The organism is Saccharothrix sp. NRRL B-16348 (genome assembly GCF_001280085.1).
Classification (GTDB): Bacteria; Actinomycetota; Actinomycetes; order Mycobacteriales; family Pseudonocardiaceae; genus Actinosynnema.
This window is the reverse complement of the sequence record NZ_LGED01000218.1, coordinates 1-26,525: the sequence shown is the minus strand read 5'-3', so window position 1 is coordinate 26,525 and position 26,525 is coordinate 1. Positions and strand designations below refer to the sequence as shown.

At 71.5% G+C, this 26,525-nt stretch carries 29 protein-coding genes; 18 read left to right on the top strand and 11 right to left on the bottom strand.

Annotation, left to right across the window (positions count from 1 at the left end; translation table 11 throughout):
• Positions 1–17 precede the first annotated feature (17 nt).
• A complete protein-coding gene (locus tag ADK67_RS51360) occupies positions 18–731 on the top strand; it encodes a hypothetical protein (RefSeq protein WP_157620936.1) in 714 nt (237 codons plus the stop codon).
• Here the strand turns inward: ADK67_RS51360 and ADK67_RS30125 are convergent.
• Complete coding sequence (locus tag ADK67_RS30125; RefSeq protein WP_053719921.1) at positions 622–1,401, bottom strand: lysophospholipid acyltransferase family protein; 780 nt, start codon at positions 1,399–1,401, stop codon at positions 622–624. The genes ADK67_RS51360 and ADK67_RS30125 overlap by 110 nt on opposite strands.
• A gap of 129 nt (positions 1,402–1,530) precedes the next feature.
• Here ADK67_RS30125 and ADK67_RS30120 point away from each other — a divergent pair, with 129 nt between their 5' ends.
• Together ADK67_RS30120 and ADK67_RS30115 are read left to right on the top strand one after the other, a co-directional pair.
• The gene (locus tag ADK67_RS30120; RefSeq protein ID WP_053719920.1) at positions 1,531–3,984 is read left to right on the top strand and encodes an FtsK/SpoIIIE family DNA translocase; all 2,454 of its coding nucleotides are present in this window, start codon (positions 1,531–1,533) and stop codon (positions 3,982–3,984) included.
• A 282-nt stretch (positions 3,985–4,266) separates the two neighbouring features.
• Positions 4,267–4,953, top strand: coding sequence for a glycoside hydrolase family 12 protein (locus tag ADK67_RS30115; RefSeq protein WP_082404028.1), 687 nt, complete (start codon positions 4,267–4,269; stop codon positions 4,951–4,953).
• 116 nt (positions 4,954–5,069) lie between these two features.
• On the opposite strand, the gene ADK67_RS30110 is transcribed toward ADK67_RS30115, so the two are convergent.
• The 5 genes from ADK67_RS30110 to ADK67_RS30090 form a co-directional block, all read right to left on the bottom strand.
• Complete coding sequence (locus ADK67_RS30110; protein WP_053719919.1) at positions 5,070–5,507, bottom strand: phospholipase; 438 nt, start codon at positions 5,505–5,507, stop codon at positions 5,070–5,072.
• A gap of 390 nt (positions 5,508–5,897) precedes the next feature.
• A complete protein-coding gene (locus ADK67_RS30105) occupies positions 5,898–6,155 on the bottom strand; it encodes a hypothetical protein (RefSeq protein ID WP_053719918.1) in 258 nt (85 codons plus the stop codon).
• Positions 6,152–6,463, bottom strand: a complete 312-nt coding sequence (locus ADK67_RS30100) for a hypothetical protein (RefSeq protein WP_053719917.1) — start codon at positions 6,461–6,463, stop codon at positions 6,152–6,154. Before ADK67_RS30100 ends, ADK67_RS30105 begins: the two co-directional genes overlap by 4 nt.
• Positions 6,460–7,311 carry a MerR family transcriptional regulator gene (locus tag ADK67_RS30095; protein ID WP_053719916.1) on the bottom strand — a complete coding sequence of 284 codons (852 nt, stop codon included), beginning with the start codon at positions 7,309–7,311 and terminating at the stop codon, positions 6,460–6,462. The genes ADK67_RS30100 and ADK67_RS30095 overlap by 4 nt, the downstream gene beginning before the upstream one ends.
• A 63-nt stretch (positions 7,312–7,374) precedes the next feature.
• Positions 7,375–7,875, bottom strand: coding sequence for an amino-acid N-acetyltransferase (locus ADK67_RS30090; protein ID WP_082404026.1), 501 nt, complete (start codon positions 7,873–7,875; stop codon positions 7,375–7,377).
• Between the two features lie 669 nt (positions 7,876–8,544).
• On the opposite strand from ADK67_RS30090, the gene rimO reads away from it, so the two are divergent.
• From rimO to ADK67_RS30055, 7 genes are all read left to right on the top strand, one after another.
• Positions 8,545–9,921, top strand: a complete 1,377-nt coding sequence (gene rimO / locus ADK67_RS30085; protein WP_082404024.1) for a 30S ribosomal protein S12 methylthiotransferase RimO — start codon at positions 8,545–8,547, stop codon at positions 9,919–9,921.
• Positions 9,918–10,502, top strand: a complete 585-nt coding sequence (pgsA, locus tag ADK67_RS30080) for a CDP-diacylglycerol--glycerol-3-phosphate 3-phosphatidyltransferase (RefSeq protein WP_053719915.1) — start codon at positions 9,918–9,920, stop codon at positions 10,500–10,502. Before rimO ends, pgsA begins: the two co-directional genes overlap by 4 nt.
• Positions 10,499–10,972, top strand: a complete 474-nt coding sequence (locus tag ADK67_RS30075; protein WP_053719914.1) for a CinA family protein — start codon at positions 10,499–10,501, stop codon at positions 10,970–10,972. Before pgsA ends, ADK67_RS30075 begins: the two co-directional genes overlap by 4 nt.
• Before the next feature lie 156 nt (positions 10,973–11,128).
• On the top strand, positions 11,129–11,554 hold the full coding sequence (locus tag ADK67_RS30070) for a helix-turn-helix domain-containing protein (protein WP_053719913.1): 426 nt from the start codon (positions 11,129–11,131) through the stop codon (positions 11,552–11,554).
• 285 nt (positions 11,555–11,839) lie between these two features.
• Entirely contained in the window at positions 11,840–12,703 is an 864-nt protein-coding gene (locus ADK67_RS30065; RefSeq protein ID WP_053719912.1) for a PspA/IM30 family protein, read from the top strand.
• Positions 12,704–12,719: 16 nt separating this feature from the next.
• Complete coding sequence (gene pspM / locus ADK67_RS30060) at positions 12,720–13,499, top strand: phage shock envelope stress response protein PspM (RefSeq protein ID WP_053719911.1); 780 nt, start codon at positions 12,720–12,722, stop codon at positions 13,497–13,499.
• A 219-nt stretch (positions 13,500–13,718) separates the two neighbouring features.
• A complete protein-coding gene (locus ADK67_RS30055; RefSeq protein WP_053719910.1) occupies positions 13,719–14,963 on the top strand; it encodes a uracil-xanthine permease family protein in 1,245 nt (414 codons plus the stop codon).
• Between the two features lie 26 nt (positions 14,964–14,989).
• On the opposite strand, the gene ADK67_RS30050 is transcribed toward ADK67_RS30055, so the two are convergent.
• The 4 genes from ADK67_RS30050 to ADK67_RS30035 are packed head-to-tail and all read right to left on the bottom strand — an operon-like array spanning position 14,990 to position 18,269.
• Positions 14,990–16,012: a quinone-dependent dihydroorotate dehydrogenase gene (locus tag ADK67_RS30050; protein WP_053719909.1), complete on the bottom strand. Its 1,023-nt coding sequence runs from the start codon at positions 16,010–16,012 to the stop codon at positions 14,990–14,992.
• A 10-nt stretch (positions 16,013–16,022) separates the two neighbouring features.
• A complete protein-coding gene (locus tag ADK67_RS30045) occupies positions 16,023–16,817 on the bottom strand; it encodes a DNA-formamidopyrimidine glycosylase family protein (RefSeq protein WP_053719908.1) in 795 nt (264 codons plus the stop codon).
• The gene (locus ADK67_RS30040; RefSeq protein ID WP_053719907.1) at positions 16,804–17,436 is read right to left on the bottom strand and encodes a LysE family translocator; all 633 of its coding nucleotides are present in this window, start codon (positions 17,434–17,436) and stop codon (positions 16,804–16,806) included. Before ADK67_RS30040 ends, ADK67_RS30045 begins: the two co-directional genes overlap by 14 nt.
• Positions 17,433–18,269: a ParA family protein gene (locus ADK67_RS30035; RefSeq protein ID WP_053719906.1), complete on the bottom strand. Its 837-nt coding sequence runs from the start codon at positions 18,267–18,269 to the stop codon at positions 17,433–17,435. The genes ADK67_RS30040 and ADK67_RS30035 overlap by 4 nt, the downstream gene beginning before the upstream one ends.
• A 34-nt stretch (positions 18,270–18,303) precedes the next feature.
• Between ADK67_RS30035 and ADK67_RS30030 the strand changes: the two genes are divergently transcribed.
• The 3 genes from ADK67_RS30030 to ADK67_RS30020 all read left to right on the top strand — a co-directional run bounded on the left by ADK67_RS30030 (position 18,304) and on the right by ADK67_RS30020 (position 20,517).
• Complete coding sequence (locus tag ADK67_RS30030; RefSeq protein ID WP_053719905.1) at positions 18,304–19,026, top strand: class I SAM-dependent methyltransferase; 723 nt, start codon at positions 18,304–18,306, stop codon at positions 19,024–19,026.
• Between the two features lie 79 nt (positions 19,027–19,105).
• Complete coding sequence (locus ADK67_RS30025; RefSeq protein WP_053719904.1) at positions 19,106–19,696, top strand: sigma-70 family RNA polymerase sigma factor; 591 nt, start codon at positions 19,106–19,108, stop codon at positions 19,694–19,696.
• Positions 19,697–19,905: 209 nt separating this feature from the next.
• Positions 19,906–20,517 carry a sigma-70 family RNA polymerase sigma factor gene (locus ADK67_RS30020; protein ID WP_053719903.1) on the top strand — a complete coding sequence of 204 codons (612 nt, stop codon included), beginning with the start codon at positions 19,906–19,908 and terminating at the stop codon, positions 20,515–20,517.
• A 6-nt stretch (positions 20,518–20,523) separates the two neighbouring features.
• On the opposite strand, the gene ADK67_RS30015 is transcribed toward ADK67_RS30020, so the two are convergent.
• Positions 20,524–21,855 (bottom strand): glutamine synthetase family protein, encoded by a 1,332-nt coding sequence (locus ADK67_RS30015; RefSeq protein WP_053719902.1) that lies wholly within the window; start codon positions 21,853–21,855, stop codon positions 20,524–20,526.
• Between the two features lie 36 nt (positions 21,856–21,891).
• Between ADK67_RS30015 and ADK67_RS30010 the strand changes: the two genes are divergently transcribed.
• The 5 genes from ADK67_RS30010 to ADK67_RS29990 form a co-directional block, all read left to right on the top strand.
• On the top strand, positions 21,892–22,992 hold the full coding sequence (locus ADK67_RS30010; RefSeq protein WP_053719901.1) for an amidohydrolase family protein: 1,101 nt from the start codon (positions 21,892–21,894) through the stop codon (positions 22,990–22,992).
• 38 nt (positions 22,993–23,030) lie between these two features.
• The gene (locus ADK67_RS30005; protein WP_053719955.1) at positions 23,031–24,314 is read left to right on the top strand and encodes a DNA polymerase IV; all 1,284 of its coding nucleotides are present in this window, start codon (positions 23,031–23,033) and stop codon (positions 24,312–24,314) included.
• A gap of 98 nt (positions 24,315–24,412) precedes the next feature.
• Complete coding sequence (locus ADK67_RS30000) at positions 24,413–25,054, top strand: Crp/Fnr family transcriptional regulator (RefSeq protein WP_053719900.1); 642 nt, start codon at positions 24,413–24,415, stop codon at positions 25,052–25,054.
• 84 nt (positions 25,055–25,138) lie between these two features.
• A complete protein-coding gene (locus ADK67_RS29995) occupies positions 25,139–25,396 on the top strand; it encodes a hypothetical protein (protein ID WP_053719899.1) in 258 nt (85 codons plus the stop codon).
• Positions 25,397–25,607: 211 nt separating this feature from the next.
• Positions 25,608–26,525: hypothetical protein (locus ADK67_RS29990; protein WP_053719898.1), on the top strand; the 918-nt coding region annotated here is incomplete at its 3' end.

Sequence of the window (26,525 nt, the reverse complement as noted above, 5' to 3'; positions counted from 1 at the left end):
GTCGACACGATGGACCGGTGAACCCGTTCCGCGTGCGCGAGTTCCGGTTCCTGTGGGTGGCGGAAGTGCTGTCCGTGCTGGGCGACCAGCTGGCCAGGGTCGCGTTGGCGGTCCTGGTGTACGGGCGCACGGAGTCGGCGCTGTGGGCGGCGGCGGTGTACGCGTTGAGGGTGGTCAGGTCGATCGCCGGCGATCCCCGGCGGCGCGTGCTGGTGCTGCTGGCGTGGCTGGTCGGCTGGTACGTCGTGCCCGAAGCGCTCGCCGCCCCGTACGCCGACCAACTCGGCGCGGGACCGGCGGTGGTGGGCGTGCTCATGGCGGCCGATCCGCTCGGCAGCGTGCTCGGCGCCTGGCTGTTCGTCCGGTTCGTGCCCGCGTCCCACCGCGCCCGGCTCGTCGGCGTGCTCGCGGTCTGCGCGGGGATTCCGCTGGTGCTGTGCGCTTTCCTCAACTCACCAGCTCTTGTTGCGCACGGCCCAGTTCTTGCCGCGGGCCGTCCAGTCCTTGTTCGTCATCCGCGTTCCTCCTGTTCCGGGCGGGCCGGTCGCCCACCCCGAACCAGGTTGCGCGGATCACGGCGTCGCGACGGAAGCCTGGCCTCTTCCGGTCATCGCGTCGCGCTCAGTCCTGCTCCGGTCGCCACGGGCTCTTGCCCGTCGTCGGCCGCGTCGGGTCATGGAACTTCGGCAGACCCGGCTCGTCCGGCCGCAACGGCACCAGGCCCGCCGTGATCGCGCGCATGATCCGCTCGTGCGCCCGCCGCGCGTCGCCCGGCTTGCCGTCCTCCAGCCCGGACAGGTCCACCGGCTTGCCGAAGTGCACCTTGAACGTCGGCCGGTTCCGCAGCCCGCGCACGTAGGACGTGAGGTACGGCTTGGCGTCGGCCCACCCGCCGACGTGGGTGTTGCCCCAGTACACGGCCTCGTGCGCGCCCCACTGGCTCACCGGCACGACCGGGATGCCGCCGCTGAGCGCGAGCCTCGCCGCACCCGTCTTGCCCCGCTCCGGCCACAGCCCCGGGTCGAGGCTGATCCGGCCCTCCGGGTACATGGCGATCGGGTCGCCGCCACGTCGCAACGCCTCGACGGTGCGGTGGTAGGCGTCGCCGACGTCCGCCGCCGCGCGGTCGACCCGCAAGTGGCCGGACGCCTTCAGCAGCGGCCCGAGGACCGGTGCGTCGAGCAACCCGCCCGCGAGCAGGAACCGCGGCGCGACACCGATCCGGCGGCACGCCGCGATGAGCACGAACGGGTCGAGGTTGCCGATGTGGTTGGACGCGAGCAGCAGGGGACGTCCCCTGAGGTCCGCCGGGATGTCGCCGGTGACTTCGAGTCGTCCGCTGAGACCGACGACCCCTTGGTCGACTGCGGTCAGCACGCGCCACAGCAGTGGTGTGGACACGACGGGCAGGCTACGGCGTGTCGAGGTGTCGGCGCACCGGGATCCGGCAACGATGGGTGTCGAGCAGCGCACGTCACGTCCGCCGTGAACGTTGGGGCAGCTGGGGCCAGAGGGACTACCGTATACACCATGGCCGGCCGAACTGGAACCTCGCGCAAGGGCACGACCCGCAGCACCGGCTCCGGGTCGAAGGCCCGTGCGAGCGCGTCCCGTTCCGGCGGCTCCCGACCGGCCTCGAAGCGCGCACCCGCCAAGCGCGCGCCGGCGAAGAAGTCCTCCGGCTCCGTCGGCAAGGTCTGGGGCCTGCTCGGCCGCGGCGTCGGCTCGGTGGTCCGCGCGGTCGGTCGCACCAAGGAGCTCGACCCCGCGCACCGCCGTGACGGGTTGGCGCTGGTGCTCATCGCGGTGGCCGTGATCACCGCCGCGGGCGTGTGGTGGCAGGCGGGCGGACCGGTCGGCCAGTGGGTCGACGTGGCCGTGCGCAGCTCCGTGGGCGGCCCGGCCGTGATCTTCCCCGTGGTGCTGCTGGCGATCGGCGTGACGCTCATGCGCACCGACCCGAACCCCGAGGCACGGCCACGCCTGGTGATCGGCTCGATCCTGGTCGCGGTCGGGTTCCTCGGCATGTTCCACCTCGCCGGCGGCCTGCCGATGGACCCGCTCGCCCGCCGTGACGCCGGTGGCGCGCTGGGCTACCTCTCCGGCGGCTTCCTCGCCCAGGGCCTCACGTCGTGGGTCGCCGGTCCGCTGCTCGTGCTGATCTTCGCCTACGGCGTGCTGCTGCTCGTGCACCTGCCGATCCGCGAGGTGCCCGCCAAGCTCGGCGGCCTCCTGCACCGCAAGCCCGACCAGCTCGACGGTTTCGGCGCCGAGGAGGCGGAGGCCGAGCCCGAGCCGGAGGAGAAGCCCGCCAAGCTGCGCCGCCCGTCCCGCAGCCGTCGCCAGGCCGTCGCCGTCCCCGACGAGCAGCCCGAACTGCCGCTGGACGAAGAGCCGCCACCGCCGCCGGCGGCCAAGCCCGCGCCCAAGCCGAAGGCGACCCCGGAGACCCCGAAACCCGCCGCGATCGCCGTGCGCGCGGTCGAGGGCGACTACCGGCTGCCGCCGCCGACCATCCTCAAGGACGGCGACGCGCCCAAGGCCCGCAGCAAGGCCAACGACCTGATGATCGAGGCCATCTCCGGCGTGCTCGACCAGTTCTCCATCGACGCGCAGGTCACCGGCTTCACCCGCGGCCCGACCGTCACCCGGTACGAGGTGGAGCTGGGGCCGGGCGTGAAGGTCGAGAAGATCACCGCGCTGACCAAGAACATCGCGTACGCGGTCGCCACCGACAACGTGCGGCTGCTGGCGCCGATCCCCGGCAAGTCCGCGGTCGGCATCGAGGTGCCCAACAGCGACCGCGAGATGGTGCGGCTGGGCGACGTGCTGCGCTCGCCGTCCACGGTCAAGGACAACCACCCGATGGTCATCGGGCTGGGCAAGGACATCGAAGGCCACTTCGTCACCGCGAACCTGACCAAGATGCCGCACCTGCTGGTCGCGGGCTCGACGGGGTCCGGCAAGTCGAGCTTCGTGAACTCGATGCTGGTGTCGTTGCTGGCGCGCGCCACCCCGGACGAGGTCCGGATGATCCTGATCGACCCGAAGATGGTCGAGCTGACGCCGTACGAGGGCATCCCGCACCTGATCACGCCCATCATCACCCAGCCGAAGAAGGCCGCCGCCGCGCTGGCCTGGCTGGTCGAGGAGATGGAGCAGCGCTACCAGGACATGCAGGTCAACCGGGTGCGGCACATCGACGACTTCAACCGGAAGGTCAAGTCGGGCGAGATCTCCGCGCCGCCGGGCAGCGAGCGCGTCTACCGGCCGTACCCGTACATCATGGCGATCGTGGACGAGCTGGCCGACCTGATGATGACGGCGCCGCGCGACGTCGAGGACGCGATCGTCCGGATCACGCAGAAGGCGCGTGCGGCGGGCATCCACCTGGTGCTGGCGACGCAGCGGCCGTCGGTGGACGTGGTCACCGGCCTGATCAAGACGAACGTGCCGTCGCGGCTGGCGTTCGCCACGTCGTCGTTGACCGACTCGCGGGTCATCCTGGACCAGCCGGGCGCGGAGAAGCTGATCGGCATGGGCGACGGCCTGTACCTGCCGATGGGCGCCTCGAAGCCGGTGCGCGTGCAGGGCGCGTACGTCGGGGACGACGAGATCTCCGAGATCGTCAACTTCACCAAGGACCAGGCGCAGCCGGAGTACACCGACGGCGTGACGGCGGCGAAGGCCGGCGAGAAGAAGGAGATCGACGCCGATATCGGCGACGACCTGGAGCTGCTGATCCAGGCGGCCGAGCTGATCGTCACGTCGCAGTTCGGCTCGACGTCGATGCTGCAGCGCAAGCTGCGGGTCGGTTTCGCCAAGGCGGGCCGGTTGATGGACCTGCTGGAGACGCGCGGTGTCGTCGGGCCGTCGGAGGGCTCGAAGGCGCGCGAGGTCCTGATCAAGCCGGACGAGCTGGACTCGCTCGTCTACCTGATCCGCGGTGGTTCCGGTCCGGGTGACGACGGGGACGACGACTGACCTTTCGGCCGGCCTGCCTTCGTCGGATCGCCTTCCGGTGGTGGCGCGGTAAGTCGAATGCGCTGTCGAACACGGCGGTCGAATCGATCGAATTCCAGGGTTTCGTCCCGCGAATTGCCTGTCTCATTAGGCCGACGCGTGTCGGGGGCGTTGACCCCGAGGCGCATTGGCGTGTAATAGTTTCTCCTACGCCGTCGTGACAACAGCATTCCACACCCTTTCGTCGAAGCGATTCGACGAAAGGTAGGACGACTTGGGCGACGTTGCCCGGGAAGAAGCGTCATGATCAGGATTCGTTCGGCCGCGGTCGCGGTCGCGTTGGTGGGAGCCTTGTTCGGTGCGACCGGTGTCGCGGAGGCCGCGACCTGGTCGTCCAATGACAAGTGGGGCACGTGGTCCAACAGCGGGTACACCGTGCGCAACAACGTCTGGGGCTCCGGTGTCGGGCCGCAGACGATCTGGGCGAACTCCTACAGCAACTGGGGTGTGTGGGCGAACCACCCGAATACCGGCGGCATCAAGTCGTACCCGCACTCGGCGAAGATGGTCAACCAGAGGCTCAGCTCGCTGGGCAGGCTTTCCAGTTCGTTCAACGTGTCGCGGCCCGGTGCGGGCGCCTACGCCACGACCTATGACATCTGGGCGAACAACCACACCTACGAGATCATGATCTGGATGAACAAGCAGGGCGCGGTCGGGCCGATCGGGTCCCGGCAGACCACGGTGTCCGTCGGCGGCCACACCTGGGACGTGTACCGGGGCTCCAACGGCGCCAACGAGGTGTTCTCGTTCATCCGCACGAGCAACACCAACGCCGGCACGGTCGACCTGCTGGCGGTGCTGAAGTGGATCGGGTCGCGCGGCTGGTACGGCGACGTCACCGTCGGCGACGTGCAGTTCGGGTTCGAGATCACGTCGGCGTCGGGCGGCATGGACTTCATGTCGAACAACTTCTCCATCACCACCTGAGTTATCCACAGCCCCACCACCGCCGACCGGAATTGTCGTACCCAGCCGGCAGAATAAAAGCAGGGGTCCCCTTGGCGGGGACCCCTGCGGAGCGTGGTTCGAAGCGAAGTGAAGGGTCAGCTCGCGCCGAACTCGCGCACGGCCTTGTAGTACAGGTCCGCCGTGCGGTTGCAGGACCAGTTGCCCGCGCACTGGTGGTACAGGTCGGACTTGAAGTTGTTGTCGATCCTCAGCCGGGTCGTCTCGTTGAACCGCCCCTGCCGCTTGTAGTTGCGGTAGCCGAAGTCGTGCCGGTGGCAGGCCGGCAGGAACTTGAACCCGAACGGGTTGTCCGGCGACCACGAACAGCCGTCCGACGACCAGTCGAGCTGGTCGCTGTACGGCCGCTGCGCGCGCAGCGAGCTGAACTGCGACAGGGACTTGCTGAAGAGGTAGTCGTCGGTGACGGCGGGCGCGTTGATGGCCGCCTGGCCGACACCGGTGCCGACGCCGACCAGCAGGGCGAGCGAGGCGAGCACGACGGTGAAAGCATTGCGCAGGGATTTCGCGAGCACTGTTTCTTCCCCTCGGTTTTCGGGCTTGAGGGGTTCTTACCGGTCGGAGATCAACGAACAACAGCCCCGATCGGCTCATACCGCGGCAACGACGGGTGAACGTTGGACCGCACGCGATCACCGACGCGACGCGGACCGGCTGACCGCGCGATCCCGGCAACGCCAACACATCGACGTCCGCCGCACCTCGCGGCAGCGCCCCGCCGAGCCGGCGTTGGGCCACTCGGAGGCAGACTTGCCGGCCCGTGCCGTCCACTTCGGACAGGAGCGAACAGCCCACCGCCCTGCCCTCACCGGGGCAACACCGGTTGCTACCACGCGACCGCGGCCGCAGCCGTTACTTCGCGCAGCCGCAACGGGTGCGGGCCGTCGGGCCGGAGCCCGGCACGATCACGTCGCCCGCCGGCGGTAGTACTCCGCCACCCAAGGCCCGGCCAGGCCGACCGCCATGACGTAGCCGAACGCCACCAGCCACACCACCGGACCCACCGCGGCCACCACCGGCGGCACCACCAGGCACTCGGCGACGAACAGCAGCACCCAGAACGCCAGCCGCTTCACCCCCGACCGCAACGGGTGCCTGCCGATCGAGCGGTCGTACCGGTAGCCCGCGCGCAGACCCACCAACGCGCCGATCAGTGCGATCACGTCGCCCCCCTCCGTGTGCAGCAGGGATGTGTCGGCTGCTCGTCCACCATCAAACCCCTGCCGAGCCCGGCGGGCCCCGCACCGGTCACGCGGACGCCGATTCGCGGCGGCACGTCCGGCGCGGGCAAGCCCACCGGGTCCGGCACGCCCAGCGGCCGCGGGTGCGCGTGGAACGGCGCGGTGGGCCGTTCCGGGTCGAGAGGGCGAGCCGAACCCCTCCGCACCGGCTCGAACACCCCGACCGGCGCCCGCGCTCCGCCGCTGGGCACATCGGAGAGGACACGGGCGAGGTCCGCGAGCGCGGTCATCTGCCCGGCTCGTCGTGGTCGTCGCCCCGGTCGAGGAACCGCCGGATCGTCGGCTCGTCGGGGACCTCGTCCTCATCGGTCTCGATGAGACGTTCCGCGATGGGCACCGGTTCCTCGACCCAGGCGGGCTGGAAATCGTCGCTCGGCAGCAGTTGGTGGCGGCGGGCGAACTGCTCGGCGGCCTCGCGGATGGACTCGCGCAGCGTGCCGATGACCACCGTCTCGGCGGTGTAGGTCAGCTCCACGAGCAACGCGCGCATCCGGTCGAGCTGGTCCTCCTGGTCCGCGTTGTCCGCGAGCTGCGGCCACAGCCGGCGTTCGAAGACCTCCACGAAGTCGGCCGCGATGCCGTCGGTGGCCGTGCGCAGGTTCGCGAACTTGTCCAGCACGTCCTCGCTCGGGACGGTCAGCGCGGCGAGCCGGTTGCCCGCCTCCAGCGCCCAGCGGCGGACGTGCGGCCACCCGTGGCGCCAGCGGACCAGGCCGAGCTGCACGGCGCGGCGCAGGACGCGCGGCCGGATGTCGCCCAGCGGGACCAGGCGGCTGATGTCGCGGACCTTGATCCGGACCCAGTCGTCGGGGCCTTCCGCCTCGCCGACCCCCAGCACCGCCGCGACGCTCTCGCCCTTCTCGCGCGCCTTCACCAGCTCGGCGATGGCGGGCAGGGAGAAGCCGCGGGACTGCAGGCGTTGGACGAGCGTGAGGCGTTCCAGGTGGGAGGCGTCGTAGTAGGCGACGCGGCCCTGCCTGCGGGGAGGGTGCAGGACGCCCTTCGTCTGGTACATGCGGATGGTGCTGCCGGGCAGCCCGACCCGCACCGCCAGCTCGTCGACCGTCAACTGCTCCACGTCACCGATCTTGGTGCGTCGACGTTCGTGAAGTCAAGACTCTTCGAGTGAACACTCGAAGAGTTACAGGTGCAGCAGCATGCGCGAGTTGCCGAGCGTGTTCGGCTTCACGTACGAGAGGTCGAGGAACTCCGCCACGCCCTCGTCGGCCGACCTCATGATCTCCTCGTACACCTCGGGGGAGACGGGCGTGCCGTCGATCTCCACGAACCCGTGCTTGCCGAAGAAGTCGGTCTCGAAGGTCAACACGAACAACCGCTCCAACTGCAGCTCGCGCGCGATCTCGATCAACCGGTGCACGATCCGGTGCCCGATGCCCCGCCCCAGCGCTGCGGGCGACACGGCGACCGACCGGATCTCGGCCAGGTCCTCCCACAGCACGTGCAACGCCCCGCACCCGAGCACCACGCCGTCCTCTTCGGCGACCCAGAACTCCTGGATGTCCTCGAACAGCGTGACGAGCGGCTTGGCCAGCAGCACCTTGCCGGCGTAAGCGTCGATGAGGGCCTTCATCGCCCGAACGTCGCCGGTGCGGGCGCGACGCACGTTGATCGAGTCGTTCACGGTGCAAACGTATGCCCTGTGCGAAGGACCACCTGCCGCACCCCGGCCCCCGACTGGCGCGCGGCGTGGGGCAACGCTGGGGACCAGGATCGAACGCCACCCGATCGGGGGAATCGGTAATGCGCTCGACAGCCCGCCCCGCATTGCGGAAAGCATCCTCGAATGGCCGAGAACACGTCGCGCGGTGACCAGGCCTCCGCATTAACACGCAAGGTGTGCGTCTCCGTGCGCAGTCGCGGCCCCGCTCGCCGACGTCCTGGTCGACCTGCCCCTGGTGTTCATCGCCTGGTTCTTGTCGCAGGTCAGCGGCGGAGGAGTCGGTGAACAGGTCCGACCGATCGGTCACCCGCATCGTGACGACCCACCGGACGCCACCGCCCGTGAACGTCATGTTCGCAATGGGATGCGGACAGTTGCTCGGCGGAATTCCACTGTGCACTCGGGAGTGCGGGCCGCCCGTGCCCGATGTTCAGCGGATCGCGAGGCTCCGGCTCGAAGTGAGGCGCCACGTGCGCCGCGGCGAGAAGACCAGGGTGCGCAGAGTGACTACCTGGAATACCAAGGGCCGCCGGCTCGACGGGCGGTGGAGTTGAGCGCTGGACGGGGAGGGGGCGGGCGCCGGTTACGCTGAGCACCGTGTCTTCCCCCACCACGTCCAAGCGCGTCGCCATGCTGACCCTCGGGTGCGCCCGCAACGAAGTCGACTCTGAAGAACTCGCCGGCCGCCTCACCGCCGGCGGCTGGGAGCTGGTCGACGACGAAGCCGACGTGGTCGTGGTCAACACGTGCGGCTTCGTGGAGTCCGCCAAGAAGGACTCCGTGGACACCCTCCTCGCCGCCGCCGACAGCGGCGCGAAGGTGGTCGCGGTCGGGTGCATGGCCGAGCGCTACGGCGCCGAGCTGGCCGACAGCCTGCCCGAGGCGAACGCCGTGCTCGGGTTCGACCACTACACCGACCTCGCCGACCGGCTGGACGACGTCCTGGCCGGTCAGAGCATCGAGTCGCACAAGCCGGTCGACCGGCGCACGCTCCTGCCGCTCACGCCCGTGCAGCGGCCGAAGGCGGCCGAAGAGGTGCAGGTCCCGGGGCACGGCTGGGGGCCGCGCGTGCTCCGCACCCGCCTCGCCGACACGCCCGTGGCGCCGCTGAAGATCGCCTCCGGCTGCGACCGCCGCTGCTCGTTCTGCGCGATCCCGTCGTTCCGCGGCGCGTTCGTGTCCCGCCACCCGGACGAGGTGGTGGCCGAGGCGATGTGGCTGGCCGAGCAGGGCGTCCGCGAGGTGTTCCTGGTCTCCGAGAACTCGACTTCCTACGCCAAGGACCTGCCCCGCGAGCTGGGCGGCCTCGAACTGCTCCTGCAGCGGCTCGCGAAGGTGCCCGGCATCGACCGCGTCCGCGTGTCCTACCTGCAGCCCGCCGAGACCAAGCCCACGCTGGTCAAGGCCATCGCCACGACCGACGGCGTGGCCGACTACTTCGACATGTCCTTCCAGCACTCCAGCGAGCCCGTGCTGCGCCGGATGCGCCGGTTCGGCTCCACCGAGTCGTTCCTCGGCCTGGTCGAGCAGATCCGCTCCCTCGCGCCGCGTGCGGGCATCCGCAGCAACGTCATCGTCGGCTTCCCCGGCGAGACCGAGGACGACGTGGCCGAGCTGGAGCGCTTCCTCACCGCCGCCCGGCTGGACGCGGTGGGCGTGTTCGGCTACTCCGACGAGGACGGCACCGAGGCCGAGGGCCTGCCGGACAAGCTGGACGCCGACACCATCGCCGAGCGCGTCGCCCGCATCTCCAACCTGGTCGAGGAGCTCACGTCCCAGCGCGCCGAGGACCGCGTCGGCGACGAGGTCGTCGTCCTGGTGGAGACCGAGGAGGACGACGACAACGACTGCGTCGGCCGCGCCGCCCACCAGGCGCCCGAGGTCGACGGCGAGTGCGTCATCACGAACGCCGACGGCCTGAAGGTCGGCGACCTGGTGCGCTGCCGGGTCGACGAGTCCGAGGGTGTCGACCTGGTCGTCTCCGCCATCGAGGTGCTCCCGAGGTGACCGAACCCGCGCGCGTGCCGGTGCTGAACATCGCCAACGTGCTGACGATGTCCCGGCTGGTGCTCGTGCCGGTGTTCCTCTACCTGCTGTTCGCCGAGGACGGTCACCAGCCGTGGTGGCGGCTGGCCGCGTTCGGGGTGTTCGCCGTGGCGTCGGTCACCGACCACGTGGACGGCAACCTGGCCCGCAAGCACGGCCTGATCACCGACTTCGGCAAGATCGCCGACCCGATCGCGGACAAGGCGCTGACCGGCGCCGCGCTGGTGGGCCTGAGCCTGCTCGGCGAGCTGCCGTGGTGGGTGACGATCGTCATCGCGGTCCGCGAGCTGGGCGTGACGCTGCTGCGCTTCTGGGTCATCCGGCACGGCGTGATCCCGGCCAGCCGCGGCGGCAAGGTCAAGACGCTCGTGCAGATCGTCGCCATCGGCCTGTACGTGCTGCCGCTGCCGAGCTGGCTGGACGCGGTGTCGGTGACCACGATGGGCGCGGCCGTGGTGCTGACCGTCGTCACGGGCGTCGACTACGTCATCCGCGCGTTCCGGCTGCGGGCCAGGGGCAAGCGGGCGGTGGCCGGGGCGTGAGCGCCGCCGACGTCGTCCGGGTCCTGAAGGAGCGCGGCGAGACGGTCGCCGCCGCCGAATCGCTGACCGCGGGCCTGGTGACGGCCGAGCTGACCTCCGTGCCCGGCTCCAGCGCCGTGGTGCGCGGCGGGCTCGTGGTCTACGCGACGGACCTCAAGCACACGCTCGCGGGCGTGGACGCCACGCTGCTGGCCGAACACGGCGCCGTGCACCCCGAGGTGGCCCGGCAGCTCGCCGAGGGCGCACGCGAGCGCTGCGGCGCGACGTGGGGTCTCGGGCTGACCGGTGTGGCCGGCCCCGACCCCCAGGACGGCGTCGGACCGGGCACCGTCCACATCGGTTTGTCCGGTCCGTCCGGAACGTCCGTCCGATCGCTCACTCTCGGTGGTGGTCGTGACGAAGTGCGCAAGAGTTCGACAACGGCGGCGCTGAACCTCCTGCGCGACCACCTCAAGATCCCCGTCGAGTGACGTGAGCTGCGCGTTCCCGGTCACACCCGGACACGCACGCGGGAACTTACCGATGAGTTCACTCGTTCGCCCTTGGCGGACGTGTCGGGAAGTCACTGCCCGTCGACGGGACGGGTCGGTAACGTGGTGGCACGGCCGGCCGGAAGGAGGCGCGCGATGACCGTGCTGCTACGCGAGGCGATCGGTGATCGGCTCCGCCATGCCCGCACCACCCAACGCCGCACGCTGCGCGAGGTCTCCAGGACCGCCCGCGTCAGCCTGGGGTACCTCTCCGAGGTGGAGCGTGGCCGCAAGGAGGCGTCCAGCGAGCTGTTGGCCGCGATCTGCGAAGCGTTGGACCTGCCCTTGTCGGAGCTGCTGCACCTGGTCGCCTCGGACATCGGCGCCGTCCAGCGTCCCGTGCCGACCCCGGCCGAGCTCACCGAACGGGCGCCCGCGTCCGCGTCGGCGGGTCTGGAGGGCGGCACGATGGTGCCCGCGGTGATCGGCAACGACTTGTCCGACCTGCGGTTGCAGCCCGTGCTGACGCACCGGCTGTCCACTTCCATCAGCAAACCGCGCAACGCGGTGGTGGCGGCGTAACCCCAGCTGACACGTGCCAGAGCCGAGCCGGTCCGACCGGCTCGGCTTTCGGCGCTTGGCAACGAGTTGGCAACCCCGCACGGGGTCGGCGCGTCGCCCGGAGGGCGGGCGGGCAGGATGACCATGCCGACGAAAGTCTGGGGGTGACTCAGGGTGATCCCGGATATCTCCCCAGGTCGGTGGAAGCAGCGCGGGACAACTGACACGATGGAACCAACACCGGCACCGGGTCGTTGCCAATCACGAGCGCGAGCCAGGGAAGTGCGGAGAAGGCAGGCGTAGGAGATGGCCAACCCTTTCGTGAAGGCATGGAAGTACTTCATGGCGGCTTTTTCGTCCAAGATCGACGAGCACGCCGACCCGAAGGTGCAGATCCAGCAGGCCATCGAGGAGGCGCAGCGGCAGCACCAGGCGCTGTCCCAGCAGGCCGCCGCGGTGATCGGCAACCAGCGCCAGCTCGAGATGAAGCTCAACCGCCAGCTCGGCGAGGTGGAGAAGCTCCAGGCATCCGCACGCCAGGCGCTCGTGCTCGCCGACGAGGCCAGGGCGAAGGGTGACGAGCCGCGCGCGACGCAGTTCGAGACCGCCGCGCAGGGCTTCGCCACCCAGCTGGTGACGGCTGAGCAGAGCATCGAGGACCTGAAGACGCTGCACGACCAGGCGTTGCAGGCGGCGACGCAGGCGAAGCAGGCGGTCGAGCGCAACGCGATGGTCCTGCAGACCAAGCTCGCGGAGCGCACGAAGCTGCTCAGCCAGCTGGAGCAGGCGAAGATGCAGGAGCAGGTCTCCCACTCGCTGCGCCAGATGACCGAGCTGGCCGCGCCGGGCAACACGCCGTCGCTGGAGGAGGTCCGCGACAAGATCGAGAAGCGGTACACCACCGCGCTCGGTTCCGCGGAGCTGGCGCAGAACTCGGTGCAGGGCCGGATGCTGGAGGTCCAGCAGTCGACCACCGAGATGGCGGGCCACTCCCGACTGGAGCAGATCCGGGCGTCGATGGCGGGCGGCAAGGTCGCCGGCGAGGTGACGAGCGGTCAGCCCGCCAGTGCCGCCGCCAGCATCCAGCAGGAGATCCAGCAGCGGGTGCAGCAGACCCAGGCGCAGCCGACCCAGCAGATCCAGCAGAACCCGCCGGCGAGCCAGGGCTGAGAGGGTGGTGTCCGCGATGGAACCCCGGCGGAAGGTGGCCGGCGAGATCGCCCAGGTCATCGGCAGCCAGCTCCAAGGGCAGATCGCGGACCAGGTGAAACGGCGGTACGCCGCCTGGAACGACCCGCGCGCGAAGCTCGATCGGCGGTACCGCCGATCGAGCCGCGTGCTCACCTTCTGGCTGATCGTGCTGGCCCTGCTCGCGGTGGTCGGCACGCTCACGCTGGTGGGCGCGCTAGGCACGGCGCCCGGCGTGGTGGCGGCCCTCGGGTTCGCCGGCACGTCCGTGCTGGCCGTGCGCACGAACTTGAAGATGAGGGGCATCGACGCCGAGCGCCGGCAGCTGGAGGCCGCGCCGGCGCCCGAGCCGCTGCCCGCCCGGTCCTCGGCGGCACGTCAGCCGATGGAACGGCTGGAAGACGCCCAGGACACGCTGCGGGAGCTGCTGCGCCAGCTCGACTCGGCGGCGTTGACGTCGATCCCCACCGACTCGGTCGAGCAGGCCCGCGCCACCGGCGCCGAGGCCGCGTCCGCGATCCGGGCCGTCTCCCGCCAGCTGCAGGCCGTGGAACGGGCGCGGGACACCGCCCCGCCGCTGGACCGCGCGCCGCTGGTCGAAGGGGTGCGAAGACTGCGGACCCAGCTGGACGAGGGTGTGGACGGCTACTGCGGCCTGGTCGCCGCGGCCGGTCGGGTGCTCGCCGAGAGCACCGCCTCCGACCCCCGGCAGGTGCTGGGCGACGCGACGGACCACCTGGCGGGCCTCGCCTCGGCGTTGCGCGAGCTGTCGCGCTGAGCACGGCGCGGATCTCCACACCGGCCGCACGGCCATCTGCACGAACCGCGATTACGTCACGTTGCGTAGCGGAGTTGGGCTGACCTCACGTCCTCGGTGGCGTACGCTGCTGCGATCGTGTGATTATCAGACCGTTATATAGCCGCAGCCACTACTTGGCGTGGCAGGATCCCTGGGTCGGACAGCGTGGTCCGTCCTGGTCGCCGGGGAGGTCATTGAGTGGCGTTGTGGACCGTGCGCGGCGATGGCCGCCCCATCGATGGTGACGCCGTCGCGCCGCAGGAGCGGCTGAGCTGGCCGCGCACCATCGGTTTCGGCGTCCAGCACCTGGTCGCGATGGCAGGCGCCACGATCCTCGTCCCCGCCACCACCGGTCTTCCGGTCAGCACCACCCTGCTGTTCTCCGGCGTCGGCACGCTGCTGTTCCTGCTGATTACCCGCAACCGCGTGCCCAGCTACCTCGGCGCGTCGTTCGCGTTCATCGCCCCGCTGTCCGCCGCCCGCGACGAGGGCATCGCCGCGCAGCTCGGCGGCGTGCTCGCGGCCGGCCTGCTGGTGATCATCATCGGGGTCGCGGTGAAGGCGCTCGGCGTGCGGCTGCTGGAAGCCGTGATGCCGCCCGTGGTGACCGGCGCGGTGGTCGTGCTGATCGGGCTCAACCTGTCGCACCGGGCCACCGACTCGTTCGCCCAGCAGCCGCTGCCCGCCGTGGTCACGATGGGCATCATCCTGCTGTGCGGCGTGCTCGGCCGCGGCACGTCGTTCCGCTTCTCCGTGCTCATCGGCGTGGTCGTCGGGTGGGCGCTCGGCTTCTGGCTCGGCCTGGTCGACACGGCCGCGGTGAGTCGGGCGGCCTGGATCGGGCTGCCCGAGTTCCACGCGCCGGAGCTGCGGCCGACGGTGACCCTGCTCGTGCTGCCGGTGGTGATCGTGCTGGTCGCGGAGAACGTCGGCCACGTCAAGGCGATCGGCGCGCTGACCGGCCGCAACCTCGACGGCAACGTCGGCGACTCGATCATCGCCAACGGCGTGTCCACCGCGCTGGCCGGTGTCGGCGGCGGTTCGGGCACCACCACGTACTCCGAGAACATCGGCGTGATGGGCGTGACCAAGGTCTTCTCGACCGCCGCCTACGCGGTGACGGGGGTGGCCGCGGTGCTGATGGCGTTCTCGCCGAAGATCACCGCCGTGCTGTCGACCATCCCGGCGGGCGTGGTGGGCGGGGCGACACTGGTGCTGCTCGGCCTGATCAGCCTGGTCGGCGTGCGGGTGTGGATGGACAACCGGGTCGACCTGACCAACCCGGGCAACGCGCTGGTCGGCGGCGCGGCCCTGGTCGCCGGGGTCGGCGACCTGACGTTGGAGCTGGGCGACATGGAACTCGGCGGCCTGGTCTGGGGCTCGCTGCTCGTGGTGATCCTGCACCCGGTCCTGCGCTGGCTGCGCACCGCCCGGAAGACCTAGCGACCGGTCTGCGGGGCAGCGGCAAGTCAGCGCAGCGCGCGGTTGATGCGGTGCACCAACCCGGGGCCCTCGTAGATGAACGCGGTGTAGAGCTGGATCAGGCTCGCGCCCGCGTCCAGCATCCGCTTCGCGTCGTCCGGGCTCGCGATGCCGCCGACGCCGATGATCGGCAGCTTGCCGTCGGTCTCCCGGCTGACGAACCGCACGACCTCGCGGGCCCGTTCGGCCAACGGCCTGCCGCTCAGCCCGCCCGCCTCGTGCGCCAGGTGCCGGTCGCCGGGTGCCAGGCCCTCGCGCGACAACGTGGTGTTGGTCGCGATCAGGCCGCTGATCCCGTGCGCGGCGCAGACCTCCAGCAGCTCGGCGATCGCGGAGTCGGTCAGGTCCGGCGCGATCTTGACCAGGATCGGCTTGCGCGGCTTCGAGCCGGCCAGGTCGTGGGCGGTGGCGTCGAGCGCGGACAGCAGCTCGGTCAGCGCACCGCGGTCCTGCAGGCTGCGCAGGCCCGGCGTGTTGGGCGAGCTGATGTTGATCGCGAAGTAGTCGCCGTGCCGGTAGAGCGCCCGCAGGGACGTCCGGTAGTCCTCCACGGCGTCCTCGACCGGCGTGACCTTGGACTTGCCCAGGCTGATGCCCAGCGGCACGGACAGCGGGCCGAGGCGGTCGAGCCGGTTGGCCAGCTCCAGCGCGCCGTCGTTGTTGAAGCCCATCCGGTTGATGATCGCCTCGCTGTCGCGCAGCCGGAACAGGCGCGGCTTCGGGTTGCCCGGCTGCGCGTGCCGCGTCACCGTGCCGACCTCGACGAACCCGAACCCGAGCGCGCCCCACGCGGGCAGCGCCCGGCCGTTCTTGTCCAGTCCGGCGGCCAGGCCGACCGGGTTGGGGAACCGCACGCCGAAGACGGTGCGCGGCGCGGCGGGCTTGCGCCGCACGAGCTTCGCCGCCGGGCTCAGCGCCGCCAGCACGCCGAGGGTGGTCTCGTGGACCCGCTCCGCGTCCCCGCCGTGCATCCGGAACAACGCCTTGCGCACCACGCTCTTGTAGACCACGGCGGTAACCCTAAGCGATCGGCCCAGGCTGGCAGCGCGGGCACCAGTACGCGGGACGCTCCAGCACACCCGCGCCCTGCCCGCCGACGCGCACACCGGTCCCGCAGCGCAGGCACGGCTTGCCGCCCCGCTCGAACACCCAGTGCTGCCGCCCGCGCCCCATCAGGCCGGTCGTGTTCTGCTCCGGCCGCCACGCGTTGGCCAGCAGCAGCTTGCGCGCCAGTCGCACCGCCTCCGCCGGGTCCACCGCCGACACCGGGCTCCACGGCGAGACGCCGAGCAGGAAGCACACCTCGGCCTTGTAGAGGTTCCCCACGCCCGCCACCACCCGCTGGTCGAGCAGGGCGAGCCCGATCTCGCGGTCCGGGTCCGCGACGAGCCTGGCGACCGCCTCGGCCGCCCGTCCGTCGTCCCAGTCGCCCAGCAGGTCCGGCCCCAGGTGGCCGACCAGCCGCGACTCCTGGTCGGTCGGCAGCAGTTCCAGGTCGTGCAGCGCGAACCCCACCGCGACCCGGTCCGGCACCTCCAGCAACGCCCGCACCTGGTGGCCGGGACGCCGCCAGCGCTCGCCCGGCCGGTAGAGGTGCCAGGCGCCGTCCATCCGGAAGTGGCTGTGCAGGCTCAGGTCGCCGGAGAACCGGGTGAACAGGTGCTTGCCCACCGAACGCACCTCGAGCACGTCCCGCCCGCTCAGGTCGGCGGTGGCCCACCTCGGGTGGCGGAGCTCGCCGCGCAGGAGCCGGCGGCCGGCCAGCGCCTCGTTCAGGCGGTGCCCGGCCAGGAAGACCGTGTCACCCTCGGGCACCGCTGTCGAAAGCCACCTTCAGGCCGAACCCGACCAGCACGGACGCGGTCAGCCGCTCGGTCCACCGCCGCACCGCGGGCCTGGTCAGCACGGCCACTGCCCGCCCGGCGAGCCACACCACGACGAGCTGCCACACCTGGCCGATCGCCACGTGCACGCCGACCAGCAGCGCGCCCCACCCGGCCGACGCCTGGTCGGACGGCAGGAACTGGGGGAGCAGGCTCAGGTAGAACACGCCGATCTTGGGGTTGAGCAGGTTCGTGGTGAACCCGGTCCGCAACGCCTGCGCGGGCGTGATCGCGAGCACGTCGGACGGCCGGTCGAACGTGCCGCGCCACGACTTCCACAGCGCCGAACCGCCGAGCCACAGCAGGTACGCCGCGCCCGCGTAGCGCACCACGTCGTAGGCGAATTGAGACGCGACCAGCAGGGCGGTCAGCCCGGCGATGCTCGCCGCGCCCCACACCAGGCAGCCGAGCGTGGTGCCGAACCCGCCGACCAGACCGGCCTTGCGCCCGCCGCCGAGCACCATGCGCAGCAGCATCATGGTGTCCAGGCCGGGCGTGATCGTGAGCAGGACGGCGGCGACCGTGAACGCCAGGAGGGCGGGCGTGCTCATGCGTCCACCGCTTCCTCGATCTCCTCGTCGTCGAAGTCGTGGTGCACGGCCCTGCGTCTGCTCCGGCTGATCCGCAGCACCCGCGCCAGCAGCAGGTTGAACGCCAGCGCCACCTCGCGCGCGCCCGGCGTGCCCCACTCGTGGATCGGCATGCACGCGCCCTGCGCCTGCTGCACCGCGAGCCGGTCCGGCAGCGCCACCGGCATCACCAGCGGCCCGAAGATGTCGCGCAGCTCGTCGATGCGGAACTGGTGCTCGTGCGACCTCGGCCGCACGCGGTTCACCACCACGCCCAGCGGCTGCAGGTGCTCGTTGTGCTCCCGCTCGGCCTGCACCGCCTCGAACGCCCGCTGCACGCCCGCCACCGCGAACATCGTCGGCTCCGTCACCAGCAGCGCCCGGTCCGCCGCGACCAGCGCCGACCGGGTCAGCTGACCCAGCGACGGCGGGCAGTCCAGCAGCACCAGCTGGTAGGGGTCCTCGTCGTCCTGCAACAGCCGCAACGCCTCACGCAGCCTGCCGAGCCGCGTCTCGCCAGGGTCCGGGTGGTTCAGCGACTCCGCGTCCTCCGAACCGGCCAGCACGTCGACGCCGTCGCCCCACGCGCTGGGCGCGATCGCGTTGTCCAGCGTGTCGCGGCTCGGGTCCTGCAGGACGTCGTAGATGCTGGCCTCGGTGTCGTCCGGTTCCAGCGTCGAGGTGGCGTTGCACTGTGGATCGAGGTCGATGACCAGCGTGCGGACGCCACGCCGCAGCGCCGCCGACGCGAGACCGAGCGCGACCGTCGTCTTCCCAACGCCACCCTTGAGGCTGAGCACCGCCACCGTATGCACGTAGTGCAGCCTACGGCCCTTACGCTCTACGTCCATGCGACCGGACGCCGTACACAGGGTGCTCGACGCCGAGCTGACCGCCGCGCGGGACCGCCGGGGCGGTGAACCGCCGCGGGTGCTCGACGTCGGCGGTGGCAGCGGCGTGTGGGCCGTGCCGCTGGCCGTGGCCGGGTGCACGGTGACCGTGGTCGACCCGAGCCCCGACGCGCTGGCGACGTTGCACCGCCGTGCCGCCGACGAGGGCGTCCTGGACCGGATCACCGCTGTTCAGGGCGACACCGACGCGTTGGACCGGGACGCCTCGGCGGACCTGGTGCTGGCGCACGGGCTGTTGGAGGTCGTCGACGACGTGGGTGCCGCGCTGGCCGCGCTGGCCGCCGCCGCGACCCCGGGCGGCGCGGTGTCGTTGCTGGTGGCGAACCGGTACGCGGCCGTGCTGCACCGGGCCATCGCCGGCCGGCTGGTCGACGCGCGGCGGCTGCTGGACGACGAGGCCGGTCAGCTCGTCGGCACCCGCGACCCGCTGCTGCGCCGGTTCGACGTGGCCGGGCTGGAGGCGCTGGTGGTGGCCGCGGGGCTGAAGGTGGAGCTGGTCCAGGGCCACGGCGTGGTGTCGGACCTGGTGCCGGGCGCCGTGCTGGAGGCCAACCCGGGCGCCGCGGAGGCGTTGGCGGAGCTGGAACTGGCCGCGTCGACCCGTCCGCCGCTGCGGGACGTGGCCGCCCGGTTGCACGTCCTGGGCCGAAAGCCGGCCTGAGTGCGGTAGAACGGAGTCCTCCGCCGCCTACCCGCAGAGGACCCGCCATGGGAGACCCGCACTTAGCCTGGGCCGGCTGATGGCCGCGCCCGCGCCCGAGGACTTGGAAGACGAGGTGCGCGCCGCCGTCGCCGGCGACCGCCGGGCGGTCGCGTCGCTGCTGGCCGCCGTCCGCCCGCTGGTGGTGCGCTACTGCCGCGCCCGCGTCGGCAGCCAGGAGCGGTCGTCCACGTCGGCCGACGACGTGGCGCAGGAAGTGTGCCTGGCGCTGTTGACGGCGTTGCCGACGTACAAGGACCACGGTCGGCCGTTCCTGGCGTTCGTGTACGGGATCGCGGCGCACAAGGTCGCGGACGCGCACCGCGCGGCGTTGCGCAACCGGGCCGAGCCGGTGCCGGAGCTGCCCGACGCGCCGGACGACGATCACGTGGGCCCCGAGCAGTCGGCGTTGCGGGTGGAGCTGTCGCAGCGGATCGGCGAGCTGCTGCGCCTGCTGCCGGACAAGCAGCGGGAGATCCTGGTGCTGCGGGTGGTGGTCGGGCTCACGGCCGATCAGACCGCCGACGCCGTGGACGCCACGCCCGGCGCGGTCCGGGTCGCGCAGCACCGGGCGCTGACCCGGCTCCGCAAGGAGATCGAGCGCTCCGTGGTCACGCACCGCATCCGATAACGGCCTACCGCTCGTCCGATCGGGGTCTAAACGCGGCCATTCGGGGTAACTTCGTGTGAGTCGCGTCATCCCCGTGTGCGACCGGCGTCGCGTTCGCATGTGCCCCCGAGGGCGTCCAGCGCGCGGACGCCGAGGAGCTCGCGATGGCAGCAGTGGCGGTTGGTCTGTCGGTTGTGCCGGTACTTCGTGGTAACGCGGGGAGGTCGTTGATGTCCGTGCAGTGCGAGGACGCCCCGTCCTCATCGCCGGCACGTGTGGAGGGGGGACTGGAGGCGTACGTCGAAGGTGCGGTCCGGGGTGAGCGGCGGGCGGTCGACGCGTTGCTGGCCGAGATCAGGCCCGTGGTCGTGAAGTACTGCCGGGCCAGGGTCGGGCACGGGCAGCGGTCGTCGGCGTCGGCGGAGGACGTGGCCCAGGAGGTCTGCCTCGCCGTGCTCAAGGCGCTGCCCAACTACCGCGAGCAGGGCCGGCCGTTCATGGCGTTCGTGTACGGGATCGCGGCGCACAAGGTGGCCGACGCGCACCGTGCGTCGGCCCGCAACCGCGCCGAGTCCGTGCCGGAGCTGCCGGACAGCGCGGGCGCCGAACCGGGGCCCGAGCAGCGGGCGTTGCAGGGCGAGCTGTCCGAGCGGATGGGTCAGCTGCTCGGCGTCCTGCCGGACCGGCAGCGGGAGATCCTGGTGCTGCGCGTCGTCCTCGGCATGTCCGCCGAGGAGACCGCGGCGGTGGTCGGCTCGACGCCCGGCGCCGTGCGGGTGGCCCAGCACCGGGCCCTCACCCGGCTGCGCAAGGCGTTGGACGAGGCTCAGCAGGGCGTTTGACGGCGCTCAGTGCCGCCAGCGGGTCAGCGCGGCGATCTCCTCCGGTGAGCAGTCGGCGAACCGGGCGATCTCGCCGCGCCGCACGTCGGCGATCGTCGCCGCGAACTCCGCGCCGAACGCCTCGGTCAGCGCCTCGTCCGCCTCGAACGCCACCACGGCGTCCTCCAGGCACGTCGGCAGGCGCTCGACCTCGGGGAGGGCGACCGGGTCGACACCGACCGGCTCGGGCAGCCTCGCCTGCTCCACGATCCCGGCCAGGCCCGCCGCCATCGTGGCCGCCACGACGAGGTACGGGTTCGCCGACAGGTCGTAGCACTTGACCTCCAGGTCGCGACCCGCGACCAGGCGCAGCGCCGCCTCCCGGTTCTCCAGTCCCCACACGGCGAACGGGCCCGCCCAGTGCTGCGGCACCAGCCGCAGGTAGCTGGCCACCGACGGCGCGCCGATCGCGCACAGCGCGGGCAGCCGGCGCAGCACGCCCGCGGCGAACGCGTCGGCGTCGTCGGTCAGGCCGAACCAGCTGTCGCCGTCCTCGAACAGGCTGCGGCCGTCGCGCCACAGGCTCAGGTGCAGGTGGCCGCCGTTGCCGACGCCGTCGGCGACGACCTTCGGCGAGAACGACGCGCGCATGCCGTGCCGCAGCGTGATGGCCCGGATCGTCTCCCGCACGAGCACCGACGTGTCCGCCGCGTGCACCGGGTCCTCGGGCGTGGTGGACAACTCGAACTGCCCCGGCGCGTACTCGGGGTGGAACTGGAGCACCTCGACGTCCTGCTCGGCCAACGCCGACAGCAGGTCCGCGGCGTAGTCCGACAGCTCCACCTGGCGGGCGTGGCCGTAGGCGGGCCCGGTGGCGGCGGGCCGGAACTCGTCGGTGTCGCCCTGCCCGACGACCCACTCCACCTCGAAACCGGCCTGGACCTCGTAGCCGTGCACGGTGAGCCGGTCGGCCACCGCCCGGGCCAGGCCCCGTTCGTCCTGCGGGTGCGGCTCGCCCTGCTGGTCGAACCGGTCGGCCGGGGCCCACGCCCAGCCCGGCTGGCCCGCCAGCACGGTGAGCCGGTCCAGGTCGGGCCGCAGCCGCAGGTCGCCGACCGGGCCGCCCGCGTGCCGCCCGGTGATGATCGTGTCGTCCAGCAGGAACACGTCGAACACCGGCGACGCGCCCACCCCGTCCGCGGCGGCCCTGGGCAGGCCCGCGAGCGGCACGGACTTCACCCTCGTGATGCCGCTGTGGTCGACCCACGTCAGCGCGACCGCCACGACGTCCTGCTCCAGCAGGTCGTCCACCAGGTCGGCCGCCAGCGCACGTCGGTGCTCCCGCTCCGCTGTGTCCATCGTGCGTGGTTACACCAGGTCACTACTGTTCAACAAGTGGACCAACTGCTGCCGTGCGTGGCGTCGTTGCGCCTCGTGGACCACCACTGCCACGGGGTGCTCGGCGTCGACCTGGACCGGGGTGGCTTCGAGGCGAACCTGACCGAGGCCGAGTCCGCGTCGCCGTTGGGCACGTCCTTGTTCGACTCGTCGCTGGGGCTCGCGGTGCGGCGCTGGTGTGCGCCTTTGCTGGATCTGCCGGTGCTCGCGCCCCCCGACGAGTACCTGGCGCGGCGGCGGTCGCTCGGCGCGGCCGAGGTGAACCGGGCGTTGGTGTCGGCGGCGGAGATCTCGACGTTCCTGGTGGACGACGGCACGTGGCCGGAGGGCTTCGTGGGGCCCGCCGTGTTCACCGGATCGCGTGAACATCGCGTGCTGCGGCTGGAGCGGGTGGCGGAGGACGTCGTGTCCGAGGGCGCCTCGGCATTCCCCGCGCGGGTGCGGGACGCGCTGGACTCGTCGTCGGCGGTCGCGGCGAAGTCGATCGCGGCCTACCGCGTCGGGCTCGACCTGGACCCGGCCCGGCCCGCGGACGCCGAGGTGGTGGCGGCGGCCGACCGGTGGCTCCGGTCCGGCTCGACGCGGTGCGCGGACGAGGTGATCAGCCGGTTCCTGGTGTGGGAGGCGCTCGACCGCGGGCTGCCCGTGCAGTTCCACGTCGGCTACGGGGACGCGGACCTCTCGCTGCACAAGAGCGACCCGTCGCTGCTCACGGACCTGCTGCGGGCCACGGCGCCGCTCGGCGTGCCGATCATGCTGCTGCACAACTACCCGTTCCACCGCACCGCCGGGTACCTCGCGCAGGTGTTCCCGCACGTGTTCGTGGACGTCGGCCTGGCCACGCACGCGGTGGCGCACCGGGCGAGCCGGGTGCTGGCGGAGGCGTTGGAGATCGTGCCGTTCGGGAAGTTCCTGTTCTCCACCGACGCGTTCGCGCTCGGCGAGCTGTACTACCTGGGCGCGTTGTTCTTCCGCCGCGCGTTGTCGGACTTCCTCACGGCGGGCCTGCGGGAGCATGCTTTCGCCTTGGCGGACGCGGAACGGATCGCCCACCTGATCGGGTGGGAGAACGCGCACCGGGCCTACCGCCTCGAGTAGAGTCTCGAACGGGTGTTCGGTTCTGGACGGGGGTGGTCGTGGGCCGCAGCGCGAACCTGCCGCGCGGTCTGGTCGATCGCTTCCTCGCCCGCGGCGACGTCTGGCCGGACGACACCGGCTGCTCGATGCTGCACGTCGACATGGACGCCTTCTACGCGTCGGTCGAGATCCGCGACCGGCCGGAGCTGGCGCGCAAACCCGTGGTCGTGGGCGGCACGGCGAACCGGGGCGTGGTCGCGTCGGCGAACTACATCGCCCGCGAGTTCGGCGTGCGGTCCGCCATGCCGACCTCGCACGCCCGCAGGCTGGCGCCGCACGCGGTGTTCGTGATGCCGAACTTCGCCCGGTACCAGGAGGTCTCGCGCGGGGTGATGTCGATCTTCCGCGACATCACGCCGCTGGTGGAGCCGCTGAGCCTGGACGAGGCGTTCCTCGACGTGAGCGGGGCGCTGAAGCGGCTGCGGTCCAGCCCGGCGCAGATCGCGAAGCTGATCCGGGAGCAGGTGGAGCAGGCGCACGGGATCACCTGCTCGGTGGGCGTGGCCCCGACGAAGTTCCTGGCCAAGCTCGCGTCCGGGATGTGCAAGCCGGACGGGTTCATGGTCGTGCCGCGGGACCAGGTGCTGTCGTTCCTGCACCCGTTGCCGGTGTCGGCGCTGTGGGGCGTGGGTCAGCGCACGGCCGAGAACCTGGACCGGGTGGGGCTGGAGACGGTGGCGGACGTGGCCGCGACGCCGTTGCCGCGCCTGCGCAGGCTGATCGGCGTGGCACTGGCCGAGCACCTGCACGCGTTGGCGCAGGGGCACGACGACCGGCCGGTGGTGCCGTCCACTCGGGAGAAGTCGATCGGCGCGGAGGAGACCTTCGAGGTCGACCACTTCGACCGGGAGCTGCTGCGCCGAGAGCTGCTGAGGCTGTCGGAGCGCTCGACGGCGACGTTGCGGGCGCGCGGGCTGCGCGGGCGCACGGTGTCGATCAAGGTGCGGTTCTCCGACTTCACCACGATCACCCGGTCGAAGACGCTGCGAGTGGCGACGGACGTGACGCAGGAGGTCTACAAGACCGCGTCGACCCTGCTGGACGAGCAGGTGCCGCCGGGCGCGGTGCGGTTGATCGGGGTGCGGATCGAGCAGCTGGTCGAGGGCGACGACGGCGAGCAGCTGATGTTCGACGCGCCCGAGCGCGGCTGGCGCGAGGCGGAGCAGGCCGCCGACCAGGCGCGGTCGAAGTTCGGCAGGGCGGCGATCCGCCCGGCCTCGCTGCTGCGGCAGGGACCGACCCGGTCGGGCCTCGACGAGCCCAAACCGGACCGCGGGAACTGATCGTGCGTTCGGCTTCCCGACCCCGCTGATCGAGCCGTTCGGGTGGTCCGGGGGCCTGATCGGGGGCCCGCGCGTCGATCACGCGGCACAGTGGGGGCGTGGATCGGTTCTGGGGTCTGCTCACACCCTCCGAGCACGAGGTGCTCGTGGCGACGGGTGTCGAGCGCGACTACCCGTCCGGCTCGGTGATCTGCCACGAGGGCGAGGTGACGCGGCACGTGCTGGTCGTGCGCCGAGGTCTGCTGCGGGTGACCGCGACCACCGCGAACGGCAGCGAGAAGGTGCTGGCCGTGCGCGGGGCGGGTGACATCGTCGGCGAGCGTTCGGCGGTGGACGGCCGGCCGCGTTCGGCGACCGTGCGGGCTTTGGGCGCGGTGCGGGCGCTGGTGCTGTCGGCCGGTTCGTTCGCGGGCCTGTGCCAGCGGCACCCGCGCATCGCGTGGTCCGTGCTGACCGTCGTGGTGGCGCGGCAACGTGACACGGACCGGCAGCGCGTGCAGATCAGCGGCACGGCCACGCAACGGGTCGCCGCCGTGCTCATCGACATGGCGTTGGAGCGCGGGATCGCCGACCAGGGCGCGATCGCGTTGAGCCAGGAGGACCTCGCGGGCATCGCGGGCACGTCACGGGAGTCGCTCGTGCGGGTGCTGCGCGGACTGCGCGAGGAGGGCATCATCAGCACTGGCCGGCGGAAGATCGACATCCACCAGGTGAGCAGGCTCTACGACTTCACCAACTGATTTCCCCTTGTGCGTCATCTGACGCAGAACTCAGGCGCCGGAACTCCTAGAAATGAGTCATCAGCCGAGTTCAGAGGGGGAGTCATGAACCACATCGAGGAGCCTGCCAGGTCCCGCCGGCGGTTCACCGAACGCCTCGCGAGCACTCTCGTCTTCACCGCCGTCATGGCGTGGGCGGCCGTGGTGGTCGTCTTCAAGTCCGATGTCGACGGTGTGGTCGCGCTCGCCGTCTCGTTCGTGCTGGCGGGCGGCCTGGTCGCCGTGTACGACGCCTGGCGCGAGGTCCGCTCCGTCCGCCGCGAGCTGGACGTGGAGATCCACGAGGACCTCGTCCGCCTTTGAGACCACGCGGTGGCCAACGAGGGGTGGCTGCCGTTCGCTGAGGCCTTCCGCAGACGGTCGGGTCTGCGGAAGGCCTCCTTTCGTCTGGATTGCCCCGGATTGCCCTCGGACTGACCTTGAGCGGTCCCCGAGTTGTCCACAGCCCACCGAGTTGTCCACAGTTCGCGATCTCCCCATCGACGCCCCCACCCACGCGGCCGATGGTGGACACATGCGCACCACCATCGACCTGAACGCCCTGGGCGGCCTCTTCCCCCAGCGCGTCGCCACCGCGTCGGAACTCCTGGGCCTCGGTCTGCCGAGCGGGGAGCTGGCCGTCCGCTGCCGCCCGCACGGCCCGTGGCAGCACGTCCTGCCGGGAATCCTGCTGCTGGCCCCAACACCGCCCACGCGTGCGCAACTGGTCCGTGCGGCCCTCCGCTACGGCGGCCCGCAGACCCTGCTCACCGGCGTGGACGCGCTGCAACTGCACGGCCTTCGTGCCCTACCCGCCACCGGCCCGGTCCAGATCCTCGTCAACCGCGCCCTCGAACCGGCCGCGAAGGTCCACATCACCCGGGTCCGCCGTTTACCGGACCCGGTCCTGCGCCGGGGCTTCCTGACGGCGCCGCTGGCCAGAGCCGCCGTCGACACCGCGAAGGCGCTGCGCCAACGTGACGACATCCGAGCCGTGCTGACCGAGGTCGTGCGCCACGGCGGGGTCCCGGTCGCCGACCTCCGGCCGGGCCTGGCGCGGTCGTCGGAGCCGGCCAGGCAAGTCCTCTCCGAACTGGCCGACGGCGTCCGCTCGGTCCCACAGGCCTGGGCCAGGGCGGTCCTGGACGACCTGCCACTGCCACCACCGGCCTGGGGCGTCCACCTGACCACCGCGGAAGGCCGCCCCCTGGGCATCGCCGACGCCTGGTGGAACGACCGCGCCCTGGCCTGGCAGTTCAACACCCAAACCTCCAACGCGGACCTGCTGAAAGCCGCCGGCGCCACCGTCCTGCACCCCACCCCGACCCGCCTGCGCCAATCCCCGACCTCAGTGGCCCAAGACCTACTCCGCGCCTCCACCCAAGCCACCACCCGCCCAAGGCCACACCTGATCCCAACCCACCACCCCACCCACCACTACCTCAACCGCCCC